Annotated in this window: 15 protein-coding genes; 7 read left to right on the top strand and 8 right to left on the bottom strand. The window is 29.1% G+C overall.

Translation table 11 applies throughout. The annotated features are described in order from the left end of the window. Positions 1–179: 179 nt before the first annotated feature. Positions 180–1,316 carry an SLC13 family permease gene (locus VIM70_RS18435; RefSeq protein ID WP_331947249.1) on the bottom strand — a complete coding sequence of 379 codons (1,137 nt, stop codon included), beginning with the start codon at positions 1,314–1,316 and terminating at the stop codon, positions 180–182. Positions 1,317–1,477: 161 nt separating this feature from the next. Here VIM70_RS18435 and VIM70_RS18430 point away from each other — a divergent pair, with 161 nt between their 5' ends. The 3 genes from VIM70_RS18430 (at position 1,478) to galE (ending at position 3,922) form a co-directional block, all read left to right on the top strand. After that, positions 1,478–1,963: a VanZ family protein gene (locus tag VIM70_RS18430; protein WP_331947248.1), complete on the top strand. Its 486-nt coding sequence runs from the start codon at positions 1,478–1,480 to the stop codon at positions 1,961–1,963. Positions 1,964–2,053: 90 nt separating this feature from the next. Then, a complete protein-coding gene (locus VIM70_RS18425; RefSeq protein WP_331947247.1) occupies positions 2,054–2,797 on the top strand; it encodes a hypothetical protein in 744 nt (247 codons plus the stop codon). Between the two features lie 138 nt (positions 2,798–2,935). Beyond that, positions 2,936–3,922, top strand: a complete 987-nt coding sequence (gene galE, locus VIM70_RS18420; RefSeq protein ID WP_331947246.1) for a UDP-glucose 4-epimerase GalE — start codon at positions 2,936–2,938, stop codon at positions 3,920–3,922. 189 nt (positions 3,923–4,111) lie between these two features. Here galE and VIM70_RS18415 read toward each other — a convergent pair whose 3' ends face one another. The 3 genes from VIM70_RS18415 to VIM70_RS18405 all read right to left on the bottom strand — a co-directional run bounded on the left by VIM70_RS18415 (position 4,112) and on the right by VIM70_RS18405 (position 7,026). Further along, on the bottom strand, positions 4,112–4,255 hold the full coding sequence (locus VIM70_RS18415; RefSeq protein ID WP_331947245.1) for a hypothetical protein: 144 nt from the start codon (positions 4,253–4,255) through the stop codon (positions 4,112–4,114). A gap of 207 nt (positions 4,256–4,462) precedes the next feature. Further along, positions 4,463–6,286: a MutS-related protein gene (locus tag VIM70_RS18410; RefSeq protein ID WP_331947244.1), complete on the bottom strand. Its 1,824-nt coding sequence runs from the start codon at positions 6,284–6,286 to the stop codon at positions 4,463–4,465. A gap of 284 nt (positions 6,287–6,570) precedes the next feature. After that, the gene (locus VIM70_RS18405) at positions 6,571–7,026 is read right to left on the bottom strand and encodes a ferritin-like domain-containing protein (protein WP_331947243.1); all 456 of its coding nucleotides are present in this window, start codon (positions 7,024–7,026) and stop codon (positions 6,571–6,573) included. A 209-nt stretch (positions 7,027–7,235) separates the two neighbouring features. Between VIM70_RS18405 and cmk the strand changes: the two genes are divergently transcribed. Then, positions 7,236–7,772, top strand: a complete 537-nt coding sequence (cmk, locus tag VIM70_RS18400) for a (d)CMP kinase (RefSeq protein ID WP_331947242.1) — start codon at positions 7,236–7,238, stop codon at positions 7,770–7,772. 28 nt (positions 7,773–7,800) lie between these two features. Here cmk and mltG read toward each other — a convergent pair whose 3' ends face one another. Beyond that, positions 7,801–8,532 carry an endolytic transglycosylase MltG gene (mltG, locus tag VIM70_RS18395; protein ID WP_331947241.1) on the bottom strand — a complete coding sequence of 244 codons (732 nt, stop codon included), beginning with the start codon at positions 8,530–8,532 and terminating at the stop codon, positions 7,801–7,803. A 207-nt stretch (positions 8,533–8,739) separates the two neighbouring features. Then, positions 8,740–9,954 carry an HD-GYP domain-containing protein gene (locus VIM70_RS18390; protein WP_331947240.1) on the bottom strand — a complete coding sequence of 405 codons (1,215 nt, stop codon included), beginning with the start codon at positions 9,952–9,954 and terminating at the stop codon, positions 8,740–8,742. Between the two features lie 199 nt (positions 9,955–10,153). On the opposite strand from VIM70_RS18390, the gene yidA reads away from it, so the two are divergent. Beyond that, a complete protein-coding gene (yidA, locus tag VIM70_RS18385; RefSeq protein WP_331947239.1) occupies positions 10,154–10,978 on the top strand; it encodes a sugar-phosphatase in 825 nt (274 codons plus the stop codon). A gap of 81 nt (positions 10,979–11,059) precedes the next feature. On the opposite strand, the gene VIM70_RS18380 is transcribed toward yidA, so the two are convergent. Then, entirely contained in the window at positions 11,060–11,443 is a 384-nt protein-coding gene (locus VIM70_RS18380) for a hypothetical protein (protein WP_331947238.1), read from the bottom strand. 248 nt (positions 11,444–11,691) lie between these two features. Here VIM70_RS18380 and VIM70_RS18375 point away from each other — a divergent pair, with 248 nt between their 5' ends. Both VIM70_RS18375 and VIM70_RS18370 read left to right on the top strand, forming a co-directional pair. After that, complete coding sequence (locus VIM70_RS18375; RefSeq protein WP_331947237.1) at positions 11,692–12,492, top strand: N-acetylmuramoyl-L-alanine amidase; 801 nt, start codon at positions 11,692–11,694, stop codon at positions 12,490–12,492. A 74-nt stretch (positions 12,493–12,566) separates the two neighbouring features. Then, complete coding sequence (locus VIM70_RS18370) at positions 12,567–12,953, top strand: VOC family protein (protein WP_331947236.1); 387 nt, start codon at positions 12,567–12,569, stop codon at positions 12,951–12,953. Between the two features lie 409 nt (positions 12,954–13,362). On the opposite strand, the gene VIM70_RS18365 is transcribed toward VIM70_RS18370, so the two are convergent. After that, entirely contained in the window at positions 13,363–15,912 is a 2,550-nt protein-coding gene (locus VIM70_RS18365) for an FAD-dependent oxidoreductase (RefSeq protein WP_331947235.1), read from the bottom strand. Positions 15,913–16,100: the final 188 nt, after the last annotated feature.

Raw genomic sequence — 16,100 nt, 5'->3', positions numbered from 1 at the left:
CCCCCTTCTTTTGTATAATAATTTTAAACAAACAAATTATGTATTTAGTAATGTTTTTTCTAATTTATTATAAATTATTAAAAGCCTATTGTATATAGCAGATTTGTTTTATATTGAATTTTATGGGATATAAATACTAAATATAGTGTAAATATTTACATGATAATTCACAAAAGCAGTTAGAATATAAAAATAAAGTAATTTACCACAGTGAATACTAATAAACTAATTATGTTATAAAATGCATATAAGCTAAGATATCTATTTTGCACATTAGAGGATCGGTCATTTATGTACAGTTTATATGAGATAAGACTTGCTAAGGATGCAATTAGAGTTCCAAGCCCACCTATATTAACTCCTAGCAAAAGCTCCCTCCAATTTGAAGTGAAGTTTGCAAAAAGTATTGAACAGGGTACATTACTAATGATTTGACTAAATGCAATTGAAGCAAAATAAGTTGTGGGTTTATCTTTCAAAAAATCTTTCGCAAGCAACTCTATAAAAGGTAATTTTGATAAATTGCCAATAAATATAAAAAAACATACAAAAGTAAGTAGTAAAATATAATCTACGTTTAGGAATAATTTTTTATTTAATATTAGAACTGATGCAATTGTAATTATAAAGGCCAATTTGTAATTAATAATATTAAACACAGATAATATTATTAATATAAATAAAATGCAAAAAAATACAACATGAAGGTTATTTTCAATAATTATATTTTCTAAATCAAATTTAAGTTTTTTATTTTTTTCAAAACAATTTAAAATGAAAAGGCAAACAAAACCTAGTAATGTAAAGGGAAGCATTATTTCGAAAAATTCAAAAGCTGTTAAATTATAATAAGAAAAAATAAATAGGTTTTGTGGATTTCCCATGGGTGTAAGGCTACTTCCAATATTAGCGGCTAGTGTTTGAAATATAACAAGTTTTATCGGATTTATCTTAGCTCTTTTACTTATTATAAGGGCTAATGGTACAAAGGTTATTAGAGCTACATCATTAGTTATAAGCATTGAACTAAAAAAAGTTAAGTATATTAAAATAAATGAAATTTTTTTAGAATTATCGAATTTAGTAAGTAAACCTACAGCCATTTTGTCCAATATTTTCAAATGTTTAAAGGCACTTACAGTTATCATAAGATTAAATAATGTAAATAGGACTTTAAAATCAATGTACTCAACCTTTGGTAAGGAAAAGAATGAAGTGATAATAGCAAGAATAACTGCTACAGTGAAGATTAATTGATTCTTAAATATATTTACTATTTTATTTATGTTATTCTTAAGAGAAACTTTGTTTATCATTTTTATCACCCACAATACACTTAATATTTAAAGAGAATATAGAAAAAAATAATTTTTAAATTACAATATAGCAAAATATATTATAATCTATTAATTACTGAAACACCAGATTTAGCAAGAAAAATTTAATACAAAAAAATTGGTAACGTATAGGAGAAGTTATGAGAAATTTATGGAATAGAAAAACGATATTGAAAGTTTTACTATGTATTATTTGCTTAGGTGTAATTTTTTATAATGGCACAAGGCGAGGAGAAATATCACAAAGGAGTAGCAATGAGTTTATAAAGGTAGTAAGCAAATTTATGAATATACCTCTTTCCACTTTTGATAAAGCCAATATTAAATTTAATGATGTGAATTTTTATGTAAGGAAAAATGCACATTTTTTTCAGTATTTAATTCTCAGTGTTCTTATGTGTTCTGCAGTAAAGCAGCTTAAATTATATAAGTGGAGCGAAATATATTTATTATTATTTCTGCTTTTACTTTTTCCAGTAGCAGATGAGTTTATTCAAAAATTTATACCAGGTCGAACGTCAAATATTTTTGATGTAGTAATTGATTTTAGTGGTGGAATTATAGGAATGTTAATTTTCAATATTAGATATAAAGTGCATAAAAAGAAAGCTACGATTCAATTTTAAGGGATTCAGTTTAGTTTTTACAATGTATATAATAACCTCAATACAGTAATAATAGGTGTGTATAAAAAATTGCTTTATGGAGGTCTGAAAATGAAGAAAACGTGTTTAAAAATAAAAATATTCAGTGGGATGTTATGTGTTGGCTTAGCATTTTCCTCAACAGGTGTTAGTTTTGCATCTGTTACAAATAATGAAATCACAACTGCGGTTACCAGTATGGATGTAAAAATTCATTCCTATGATAAAAAAGCTGCTAAGGCAAGACAAGTAGAGATGAAAGCTACATTGGATATTGTAATTAAGGAAAGTATAACATCTAGTATTATTACGAAAACAGAAGGTGACAAGGTACTAAAATATGTAACCGTAAAATCTGAAAAAAATCTCAATATCAAGAAAGATAAAAAGGACAAAAATGGAAAATGTGATTGTGTCAAAGGTGGATTATTTAATGATTTAGTAACCGATGGTATTCTGACTCAGGAAAAATCTGATGCCCTTAGAAAAAAAATGTATAGTAAAAAAACAGAAATTAGAAATACAGAACTAAAAAACGGATTAAATATTCTTGTAGTTAATAAAATATTAACAAGTGAACAAAGCAAAAAAGTTTATGTAGTTATAATAAATAGGCAAAAAGAGAGAAAAGAAACATATATTAAAGCTAAGAATATGAGCGAAAAAGAAAGAAAAATCTATATGGAAAAAATGAAGTTAACTAGGGTTAGCCCAATGAAGGTGCTTATTGACAATGGTACTATTACAAAAGAACAAGAAATTGAAATAATAAAGGTATTGCCGCATCATTTTCACGGTGGGCATAGTAATAAATAGAAATATAGTTGAATTACCAAAATGCATATCATGTATTTTGGTAATTTTTATTTAAAAAGTTATTCATAAAGAATACATAAAGATATGCTAAAATAAAAATGTATAAATAAGAGCTTTTATGAGAGGAGAATTTAGTTTATGGCAATATTAGTATGTGGTGGAGCAGGTTATATTGGAAGTCATATGGTAGCTGAGCTTTTAGAAAAAGGGGAAGATGTAGTTATCCTAGACAATTTCCAAAAGGGGCATCATGATTCATTATTGGGTGGAAAACTTTACTCTGGAGATTTAAGAGACGATGATATACTACATAAGATTTTTACAGAGAATACAATAGATGCAGTTATAGATTTTGCAGCAGATTCTCTTGTTGGGGAAAGTGTTACAGAACCTTTAAAATATTTTGAAAATAATATTGGTTCTACAGTAAATTTATTAAAGGCTATGAGAGATCATAAGGTTAAATATATAGTGTTCTCATCTACAGCAGCAACATATGGTGAGCCGGATAATATTCCTATACTCGAAGATGATAAGACTTTTCCCACTAATCCCTATGGTGAGTCCAAGCTTTGTGTAGAGAAAATCTTGAAATGGTGTGATAATGCTTATGGTATAAAATATACTGCGTTAAGATATTTTAATGCGGCAGGTGCACATATAAGCTCAAATATAGGAGAAGACCATAGGCCAGAATCTCATTTGATACCTATTATACTTCAGGTAGCACTTGGGCAAAGAGAAAAGATTATGATATTTGGAGATGATTATAGTACTGAGGATGGTACTTGTGTTAGAGATTATGTCCATGTAACTGATCTTGCTAGTGCTCATTTACTTGCAGTGAAGAGGCTTAGACGAGGTGAGGATAGTACGACTTGTAATCTTGGAAATGGACAAGGTTTTTCTGTTAAACAAGTAATCGACGCAACAAGAAAAATTACTGGTAGAGAAATAAAAGCTGAAATGGCCCCTAGACGTGCGGGAGATCCTGCAGTACTTATAGCTTCTAGTGACAAAGCTCGAAAAATTCTAGGATGGGAACCTAAATATGCATCTCTTGAAACTATTATAGAAACTGCGTGGAAGTGGCATGAAAGTCATCCAGAGGGATATAGCAAATAAGAGAAGTGCGCCCTGTATGAAGTTTCCCCTGCGTGACTACAATAAGAGCTTGAAACATGAAATTCCATTAAGAAATTCTAAATAATTTTTGAATAGAAATTAAAAAAAGTTGTACAAGCTTTCCTTTGGATATTTTCATCCACTTGGACACTTATACAACTTTTTTTAATTTTTTTGTATTTTTTAAGATTAATCTGCAAAGACTAGATAAACACCATATTTATCTTTATAGTCTTTGTTTTTACTAGCATAATCGACTAAGAAGGAACCTTTTAAAAAAGCAATTATGGAAATTAGTATAATAAAATTTTTAATTATTGAATTAATTTTCATAAGATTTCTCCTTTCACGATATTACTATGATCTTATTTTGCTCTAAAATATGATTAAAAACCTATTGAAACATAGGGAAATTGCTAAAATATATACATGGTTAAATTGATAATAAAAAGGGTTGAGCAAATGTAATTACATAAAAATTCAAATTTAACAGAAAAAAATATATAATTTAAGATTAAATTGGAACCAAAATTGTTAGCTTTATTTAGGAATTTCTATATCACTGGGAATTTCAAGACCTGCCATTTTCATTAAGTATAATGCATTTCTAGTGGTAGATACTCCAGGACGTAATTTATAGTCAAAATATAATTTATCATCTTTATAGTATTCCTTAAGATGGAAATTTTTAACTTTTTTATTGGTTTTCTCTATGTCACCTAACTCTAAGTCGTGGGTGGATACAAATCCTAGTGCATTTTCATTGCTCAGTTTTGCCACAAGTACTTTAGCACCAGTATGTCTATCTATTGAGTTTGTTCCTTTAAAGATTTCATCTAATAAGAAAAAAATTGGAGCTTCGTTTTCAGTAGCAGTAACTAGCTTTTTTATTCTTAAAAGTTCTGCATAGAAGGAAGAAATGTTTTTTTCTAAATTATCACTTGTTCTCATGCAGGTGTATATATCCATTATAGAGCAGTTGAATTCTTCAGAGCATACAGGAGCGCCAGCATAGGCTAAAACTAAGTTAATGCCAGTAGTACGAAGCAATGTGCTTTTGCCAGACATATTAGACCCTGTTATTAAAAGAACATTTTGTGACTTTTCTATGAGAATATCATTATATACCCTGTTACTTCCAAGCAGTGGATGGCCAAGGTTCTTAGCATTGAAGATAGGGGAGCCACCCTGAAAGTTTGGCATAACCCAGTCATTGTGTTCATAGGCTATAGTCGATAAACTATTTAAAGCTTCCATTTCACCTATAACCTCTAGCCAAGTTTCTAAAGAAGAACCACTATCTTTCTTAAAGCGTTGCAAATTAATTAAACATTGAAAATCCCACAGGAAAAGAATATTTATAGGCAAATAGTAAATATTTTTTCTATCTGATATTAGTGTAACTAGATTTACTAATTTTTTAATTTGAAAAGAAGCCTTAACACCCTCTTTATTTACAAGCCTTTCTTTTAATTGAATTAAATACTCAGAGGTAAAATTCTTTTTTTCTATATGTTTAAGGAGTTTATTATATATAAGAATTGAATCTTTATATTCAAATACTGTGTCCAAGTTTTTACTTACTTCTTTATATCCAATAATAATCAGTATTATATGGAGTACAATGGCCAAAAGAAATATTTTATAGTAAACCTTAGAAAAAGCGAAGGATGACACAAGAAGAGATACAGTTATTATTGGTAGTATTCTTATAACAGTCTTTACTAAGGGTTTTAAGAAAAACTCATTTTTATCTTTTACCCATCGCAATAATGATTCAGGGTTATGATTTTTATTTTCACTAAGAATTGCTTCTGCTGCGAATCTTTGAGTCCATCCAATACTTCCTGCAAGCTCTTTTATTGCTTGTTGCCTTTTATGTATTTCCTCAATGCCATAAATAGGTCTAGAGAGAGCATCCTTTAATTTTTGTCTTCCAAGATAAGTTATGCAGGTATTTATCCATTGAAAAAGGGAGCTGTCACCAAATATATCTAGGTCTTTTGAGTAATTATGGTTTTCATCACTGAATTCCTCACCACTATCAGAAAAATCCTTCCAATTGTTATTTACACGGTTTAGACAATTTTCATTGATTTTAGATAAAGTAACACATCTAATTTTGTTGTGTTTTATTTTGTTATGTTTGATAGCCAAAGTTATAAATGTGATAGTTGTAGTAATTAATAAAATAATGCTTAAATAATAAGTAGTCTTTAAAAAGAAAAAAATCGTAAAACCTAATCCACTCACAAAGACTATTAACCTTAATAAGCTTATGAAACCTATGGCTTCATTTTGTTTTTTAAGTAAATTATCATAATGTTTTTTTCTATTAACATAAAGTGTTTCTTGAGTTTCCATAAATGCCTCCTAGATGTTTTCTTTATAAGATATATAATATCATATTAAAGGCTTGGTCCGCAATTTACTATATTAGGATAATATAAACAAATATATTTTAGATAACCACTAAATTATTAATAAACAACCATGTTTAAATTTGAAAATTATTGTAAATGTGGTATTATATATAAACATACAAAGAAAACACTATCAAAGTACATTTTAGTATGTTGATAGTGTTTCTTAGAATTGTTAAGGCACATCTGCCTTGAATTTGCAACTTCAAATGTAGAATGTTTTAGTTAGTTCATTTTGCGGCTGTTTAATGTATATAAGTAATTGTACTTTGCACTATGCTTTATTTCGTCAGTTATAATATTGAATAGTATGTCTCTATATATTATAGATGGGAGGCCTCTTCTAATTTCTCTGTATCTTTCCACGGCACTAAGTTCTCCAAACAATGCTTTTTTAATACCTTCTAGGTAGGAAGCTGGTTTAATAAATTCTTCCTCTTCATCAAGTAGTATGTCTATTCCAGTGATGTTATTATATATTTGTCTAAACATTTTATTATGTCCGCGTTCATCATCCCTTATAGATGCAATAATTTTCTTTTCATCGTCTGTGGGGGCTACACTTATTAAGTAATCATAAAATAATTCATCTTCTTTTTCACCTTGAACAGCTTTTTTAATTCCTTCTAAGGATTTTTTTAATAAATTCGGATCATACATAAGATTTGAATTTTTGTACATGGTTAACCTCCTTGTAGTGATTTAAGCAGACAATAACAATTATTTTTGTATTTCTATAATTGTAAAATCATTATTATATATAATATGAGGAATATATGCTAGTTGTGACTAGGTTAAATGTTACCGATTGTAATTTTAAAGTATAATTGGTAGTATAACTTAATGGAGTATTTATCCTATTAAATTTTAGTATAGGAGATGATGTAAAATTGAAAATAACTATAACAGGTAGTTTATATTCGGGAAAGAGCTGTGTTGGCAAAGCTATATGTGAGGCTTTAGAATATACTTATTTTAGTGTTGGTGAATTACAGAGGAAGCTAGCAGTAGAAAAAGGCATGTCTATAACAGAATACAATAAGTATATGCAAGACAATAATTTAGATAATGGTGTTGATAATAAAACTATAAAAATTGGGAGAGAATATGAGAATTTTGTTTTTGATGCTAGACTTGCATGGTATTTCATACCGGATTCGTTCAAAATTTATTTAAAAATAGATATTGATGTTGCAGTAGAAAGGGCAATGAAAAATGAGAGAGGTAATTCAGAGAGGTATACTTCAAAACAAGAGGCTAAGGAGAATATATTAGAAAGAAGAAGATTAGAGGTTACAAGGTTTAAGGATATTTATAATATAGATATAGATAGAGATAGTAACTTTGATTTAATTATTGATACCTCTCACATTACTATGAAAGAGGTAATAGAAAAAATTCTAAACAAGGTTAGGGATGTCGTTTAAGAGAAAAAGTGCTGAAATGAATTGACTTTTATTTAATATATTTCAATACATTTTTAGTGTGTTCAACATATGTTTTAGAAAATACATGTTCATTAGTTGCACTATTTAATACATAATAAAGATAATCAGTTTTCGCAGGGTGGATAGCAGCATTTATTGACTTAGTGCCGGGATTGCATATTGGTGATGGTGGCAATCCTTTATTTAAGTAGGTGTTGTAGGGCGATTTTACTGCTAGGTCTTTATTGTATAGCTTTTCTTTATTTCCAACTATATATATAATTGTTGCATCTATTTGCAAGGGCATATTTATATGTAATCTATTGTTAATAACACTTGCAATTTTTGGCCTGTCTACATCTTTTCCTGCTTCTCTTTCTATTAGAGATGCTGTTATCATAATATTTCGTATATTTAGGTTCATTTTGGAGATATAGCTTTTATTAGTTTCCATATTTATTTCAAAAGTTTTTAACATTTTAGTTATAATTGTTTTACTTGGGGTACCCTTTAAAAAAGAATATGTAGCAGGATATAAAAAACCATCTAATTTATGTTTATCATTTGGCAATCCTTTTAAAAACCAGTAATTATTATCTGTCCAGTTTTCAACTCCATCTATAAAATCTTTTTGAGAAACTAATCCTGATTTTTCCAAAGTCTGACCAATTTTTTCATATGTATATCCCTCAGGTATTGTAATAGTTATTGTGTTATTTATTGTATTATATTTATTATATAACTTATTGCCTATGTACAATCCTCCAGATAATATTAAAATAAAAACAATAATTAAAAGTAAAATTTTTATTAATTTCATTATTATGAGGCTCATAATCACCGTAACTAATTAGGCTACTCAGAACCAATTTCAACTCCTCTTTTGCTAAATGTATTTTTAGTATATCATATATTAGAAATTTAATATCTACTTTAAAATAAAGGAAATTGAGTTTATATTGAAACATTAATTTGATTTAAAAATATAATCGATATCTTCAATAATTTCACTATCAATAAAGGTATCATTTTTCATATCATTTAGTATTCGCATAGCAACTTTATGGGTTAAGGAAGATCTATAAGGACGAACTTCAGTTAAAGCCTGGTATATATCAAGGCATCCCATAAGTCTAGAATTAAAGTCTAGTTTAGTGTAATTTTTCCCAAAGGGGTAACCTTGACCATTTAGCTTTTCATGATGGTTTGAAGCCCATTCGACTATATCTTCAAACCCCTTTATTTCTTGTAGTGCAATTCTAGTATAATAGGGATGTTCTTTTATCAGTTCATATTCGTCCGTGGTAAGTTTTTTTGGAGATTCTAATATAGAGTTAGGCACGGCTAATTTTCCTATATCGTGTAAATCTGCAGCTATAAGCAATTTATAGGTATCTTCTTCGTTATATCCATAATACACTGCTATTTTTTCTAATTTAATTGCAAGTCCACTAGAATGGAGTTGCGTATAGGGGGATTTAGAGTCTATTATTTTTGATAAGATCTTCGTAATATTTCGTATTTCTTTAAAAGAGCACTCTATTGAGAATTTTGGAATTAAATTTTTTAAAGCATTTGTGATGAACATGTTTTTCAAATCTAAAAAAAAGCTTTTATGTGTAGATACATTTATAAATGCGTCAATTATTTCATTTGGGAATAAAACATTTCTACTATCATTAATAAAGGCTAAAAGTTTACCATGTTCGGATTTTTTAAAACTTTCAAAATTGAAATTATTATCAAGAATATCTGAAAGATGAATAACTTGAGACATTAAAGGAATATCATTTCCTACTAAATTGAAAAAACCTGTGCCATCATAGTTTTCATGATGATAAAGTAGCACATCTTTAACACTAGAATAGAACGGGAAATTACTAATGTTATTTTCTCCGACGCTGCAATGTTCTTTTTTACGTTCTATTAGGCTAAAGTTTTTCAAATTCGCTCCCAGCAATGTATCATGTAAGCTTTTTTCACTTACACCATTATCGTGTAGAATTGCCAAAGCTGTTAAATCGTATAACTCTTTCTTATTAAATCCTAAGTTTTCACCTATTTTATAGCAAATGTATGATACTCTTTTGCTGTGATTAGTAGTGGCGCCAGTTAGGTCAAGTTCCACAAAATCCAAAGCAAAGGATATTGATATTAAAAATTCATTTAAGTTAAATAACATATGTTTTCCTCCAAAAGATTTGATTGATATTAAAAGATAATATTAGTCAAGTAATTATAATACAATTTTGGTTAAAATTAAACCAAAAATATTAATATAAAAATTAACTTAAATTTTATAAAGACTGAAATCCATTACTTATAAAATTCTATGATATACTAAGTTTGTTTATAAGAAATGTGGTCGCATGGAGGTAATTATGTATAAATTAATAGCATTAGATATGGATGGAACATTACTTAATGGTGAAAACAAAATCTCATCAGCAAATTTCAATGCAATACAGAAAGCGAGAGAAAATGGAGTAAAAGTTGTATTAGCATCAGGAAGACCTTTACTTGGATTTAAGAGATATTTAGAAGAACTTAATTTAATCTCAGAGAATGAATATGCAGTAGCCTTTAACGGAGCACTTGTTCAAAGCTCAGAAGGCACGGAAATAATATCGAAAACTACATTAACTATTGAGGATTATAAATATTTGTACAAGCTAAGCAAAGAGTTAGAAGTTGATATAGATGCAATAACAGAGAGTAAGGTAATTTCTCCAAAAGATAATGAATATACGAGGAGAGAATCTAAGCTAAATCATATTCCAATTGAGATAATTCCTGTGGAAGATGTAGATACAAGTACTACTATAGTTAAGGTTATGTTTATAGGTGAACCAGAGCTTATAGCTGAGATAATTAAAAACATGCCTGATGAGGTAAGTAGTAAATATTCAATAGTTAGAAGTGCACCTTTTTATTTAGAGTTTCTTGATAAATCAGTGAATAAAGGTGTAGGAATAGCGGCACTTGCAGAAAAGTTAAATATTAAACAAGAAGAAGTTATATGCATTGGAGATGCAGGGAATGATATTCATATGATTAAGTATGCTGGACTAGGAGTTGCAATGGGAAATGCGTTTCCAGAGGTTAAAAAAATTGCAAATTTTATAACTAAAACTAATGAGCAAGATGGGGTAGCATACATTATTAATAAGTTTATTTTACAACCTCAAGAAGAATTTGCGGTATAAGGGTCATTAAATAAAAAGCTAGTAATAGTTAAAATTACTAGTTTTTTATCATGTAATTTATATCCTTTTAACTTTTTAATTTTAACGTAATCCAGTTAATTCGTCTCTTCTGTTTTGTTGTTTTTCTTTCATGTTTTCTAAGTCGGATACATTCATATGCTCTTGGTTATGTTCAATATATCCTTTAGCAAAATCATAATTTCTTTCAAGATATTTTAAATCGTTTGAATGTGATTGATTTCCATCCAAAATCTTACATTCTAATATTTCAATATCAGCTTCTCTATCAGCTTGTTTTACTATTGAATCGCTGAACTTTTCTAATGACGATATGTCAGAATATTTTTCAAGATGCCTTTCTGTTCTTGTATGATTTTCTACAATATTTTCAAGAGCTTCTAGTCTGTTAGCTTTTTCAATTTTATAACGGTCTTCATTATTATATATATTGTTATTGTATGTCATTAAAAGTCCTCCTCTTTTTTAAAATTTCAATATTATTATTTTAGGTTTTTTACCTTATTGCAATACTATGAGATGCTTGGAATTTAATATATAAAACATAATTAAGACGATATTATGTATTTAGTGGATTTTTATAGGAAAAATATGATTTTTTGTTTTGGTAAATAATCTGATATAATTATATATATTGATAAGAAAACAATCATTGATATTGTTAATGTAAGCAAAGAAAGTTTAGGAGGATTAAAATGTTAAAAATCAAAAAACTTATAATAATTTTCATGTGTTTAATTATTATAGGCGGAGTTTTTTATAGGACAACTTATGAGAGAGAAAAACAAAAAAAATATATACAAACAATAAAAATAAATAAAGAAAATAAGATTAAAAAAGAAAAATATTTGGTAGAATCCCATAAAAAAAATTTCCCAATGGTTGTTGTTATAGATCCTGGACATTCTAATGTTACGAATCTTAGGAAAGAGCAACAAGCGCCAGGGTCAAACATAATGAAAATAAAAGAGTCAGGTGGTACTCAGGGCATTAACACAAAAACTCCTGAATACGTTGTTAATATGGAAGTAGCAGTTAAACTAAAAAGTTTACTTGCAAAAAAAGGATATACTGTAATAATGACTAAAACAAAGAATAATCAAAGTTTGGGGAATATTGCAAGGGCTGAAGTTGGAAATAAAATTAATGCTGATTTAGTTATAAGAATCCATGCGGATGGAAATGAAAATTCATCTGTTAAAGGAGCATCAATGCTTGTACCTGCAAATACTAAAAATACGAATATCATATATAAACCAAGTAAAAAGTATGGACAAATAATATTTAATAGTTTGATTAAGAATGTTGGCATGAATAATCGAGGTGTTGTGGAAAGAAGTGATATGACGGGTTTTAATTGGTCTAAGGTTCCTGTTATTTTAGTAGAAATGGGATTTCAATCTAATGCTACTGAGGACAAGTTATTAATAACTGATTCTTACCAAGATAAGATAGCGAAGTCATTGGCAGAGGGCATTGATCTAGCGCTAAGGTGAAGGTATCAAGTTCTCCTGTATGCCTTGCAATACGAGCTCGAAACGTGAACTGCCATTAAAAAGGAGGGAATATAATGAAGTTAAATAAGATTCATCATATAGCTATTATTTGTTCAAACTATGAGATATCTAAAGAATTTTATGTTAATATTTTAGGTTTGAAGATCATTAAAGAAATATACAGAAAAGATAGAGAATCATATAAGTTAGACTTAGGGGTTGGGGAGAATTATCAAATAGAATTATTTTCTTTTCCAAAGGCAGCTAAAAGGTTGAGTTATCCTGAGGCATGTGGGTTGAGGCATCTTGCTTTTGAGGTTGATAATATTGATGAGGTAATAAAAGAACTGTCGAATAAGAATGTAATTACTGAACAAATTAGAATTGATGAGATTACTGGGAAAAAATTTACTTTTTTTAGTGATCCAGATGATTTGCCTATAGAATTATATGAAAAATAGAGTTAATGGTATCAAATTCTCCGGCGTGCCTTGCAACCGAACTCAAAACAGGAAAATCCATTAAGAAATTCTAAGCTTTTGCGCATATAAAATGCCCTAACGCTCACATTCGGCGTCCTGCCTCAAGTTCGCTAGACTGCCGTCCTGGCAGTCTTACGGGAATTTTATAGTCGCAAAAGAAGAATTTCTAAAAGGAATTTCAATTGTTTTTTCATTTCTTGTTGCAAGTCACTCTGGAGAAAATTAATACTGTTATTTGCAAATGGGGATGAAATAAAGAAATTATTGAAGAATTACTTTTTATAGTCGGAAGAAATTTCTAAATGAAATAAAAATATCAAATAAGCAGTTATTAAAACAAAACAAATAAAGCACATAAGGCCATTAAGTCTTATGTGCTTTATTTGTTTTAAATTAAATTGCTTTTTAATACTTCTTCAAGAGTCTTTGATTCTTCAATATCACTTATTAGGTTTGCAGTTGATTTGTTGTCTCCGATTATGATGCCACCTGTTAAAATATTTTTATTGAAGAATAATTTTTTGTATACTTTGTTTTCAACGTCTTGTGTGCTGAGAGCTTTAAATTTATCTTTTGATATTTGTCCTACAGATAATAGTTCAATGCCCATAGCGTTAAAGGATATGACTCCTGTTGCGTGTACGTAGGCTTTCTTATCTCCTACTGCATTTATACCTGCAATTTTGCCCATGTCTACAGCGGCAGGCCAGTTGCCATATACTGTGCCTGCGTATTCTGAAATGTCGCCGCATGCATATATATCTTTTACATTGGTTTCCATATAATCATTGACTAATATACCTTTGTTAGTGATTATAGTAGTGTTATCGGCTATATTTTTATTTGGTGCTATGCCTGTTGAAAATAGGACTAACTGCGCATCAAAAGTTTTTCCACTTTTGAGAGTTACTGATGTAACAGATTTTTTACCATTTATGACGGTTACGCTATCACCTAGTATAACTTCAATATCTTGGTTTTCAACTGCAGTTTTAAGTATAAGACTACCTTCGTTATCTAATTGCTTACTAAGAAGGGAATCGGCAAATTCCACTACTGAAACTTTAAGACCAGCCTTTTTTATTTCATATGCGGCTTCAAGCCCTAGAAGTCCACCACCTACAATTACTACGCTTTTAGCGGTCTTCATCATATTCTTAATATCTTCTAAATCATTTAAATTTCTTAAAGTGAATACTCCTTGTTTATCTATCCCATCAGTTGGAATCATACGGTTTTGACTTCCGTTCGCTATAATTAATTTATCGTAACTTATAGCGATGCCACCCTCAATTAGTATTTGTTTTTCCTCAGTTTTAATGGCTTTAACTTGTACTCCTAAGTTAAGGGTTATATTATTTTTCACATACCATTCTTTTGGAGATAGGTAGAAAGTATCGTCTTTAAGGTCTTCACTTATGCCATCAGATATGGAAGGCCTGTAATAGGTTAATTGTGCTTCATTAGATACTATTTCTATCTCACATTCTTTATTTCTTTTTCTTATGGCATCGGCAGCATAATATCCAGCAGCGCCGTTACCAATGATTATAAATTTCTCTTTTTTGACAGAACTAAAGGTTATTACCTCTTTTGTTACTTCAATAAACTGATCGGCACTTGCACCACAAGCAGGGCATATTTCAGGTGGTTTTGCTCCGTCAAATTCTTCTCCACAAACGATGCATTTCCATCTTTTTTGTGTAGTTGGTTTAGTAGGAGTTTTTTTTGGTTTAATCTTCTCAGCTATCTTAAGCGCAAAACTTTCCCCAAATTTGTAGGCAAAGTTTAAATCTTTTTCATCTGGCTTAAAATTGATTTTCATTGAAGGGTATAAATCAAGTTTAATTTGTTTTAACCTTTCCATTACATTTGGGACACCTTCTCCACTCCAACCATAAGAACCAAATGCAGAAGCTACTTTTCCACCATGAACTATAGGGTTTAAGTTTATTAATATATCCCATATTGGTTTTAGAGCATCTCCATTTATAGTAGGAGTACCAAAAATTATTCCCTTAGATTTATCTATACTAGATAAAATATCATTTATATCATGATGAATAACATCATATATATTAACTTTAAAATTAGAAATTGAGTTTATACCCTCTTCTATTTTTTTAGCTATAGTCTCCGTATATCCATAAGCTGAGACGAAACATATAGTAACTTCATTAGTAGAGGTCTTTTCTTCTGGAAGGCTCCACTGCTTGTATTGATTTACAATGCTTAAAGGATCATCTCTTAAAACAGGTCCATGACCTGGACATATTATGTCAATAGGTAGGTCCTTAATTTTGTCTATTGCTTTTAATATATAAGGTTTAAAGGGTGCCATAATACCATCAAAATAATATTTTAAGGCTTCTCTATAATTTTCTTCGCTTTCGTTTAAATCATTAAATACAGCTGCACTTGAGTAGTGACTCCCAAAGGCATCACAAGTTATAAGTAGCTTGTCTTCCGCAACGTATGTAAAAATTGAGTCTGGCCAGTGAAGGAAAGGTGCTGAAATAAAAGATAAGGTTTTATTTCCAAGACTTATACTATCCCCATCACCTACAGTTATATATTCAAAATCTCTGTTTATAATTTGTTTAAGAAATTTAATGGCAGCACGTGAACCTACTACCTTAGCGTTTTTAGCAATTTCTAAAAGCTTTCCTACAGAACCTGAATGGTCTGGCTCAGTATGATCTACTACTATATAATCAATGTCCTCTACTTTAATATGTAAAGACTTTAATCGTTCTAGATATTCATCAAAAAATTTTTCTTTTACTGTCTCGAATACTGCGGTTTTTTCACTGCCTTTTACTATATAAGAGTTATATGTAGTGCCAAAAGGGGTATACATGGTTATATCAAAAATCCTAAGATTGGGATCGAGTGCACCTACCCAGTATATATCTTTAGTTACTTCTAATGCTTTCATTTATATCTCTCCTTTAACAATTATTTTTATATAATAGTTATTGTTTATTTTACAGTATAACAATATTATAGTATAACAATATTTAGAATGCAATAATGAATTACCATATAAGGTTAGCTCTGTTTTACAGTGAATACTTTTTATGCTATAGTTTCAATAATAATAAAAATAACGAGATTATTTATAAT

It is taken from the genome of Clostridium sp. (assembly GCF_036569345.1).
Taxonomy (GTDB): Bacteria; Bacillota; Clostridia; order Clostridiales; family Clostridiaceae; genus Clostridium_AD.
Note: the sequence above shows the minus strand (reverse complement) of the source record. Positions and strands in the feature narration are given on the sequence as shown.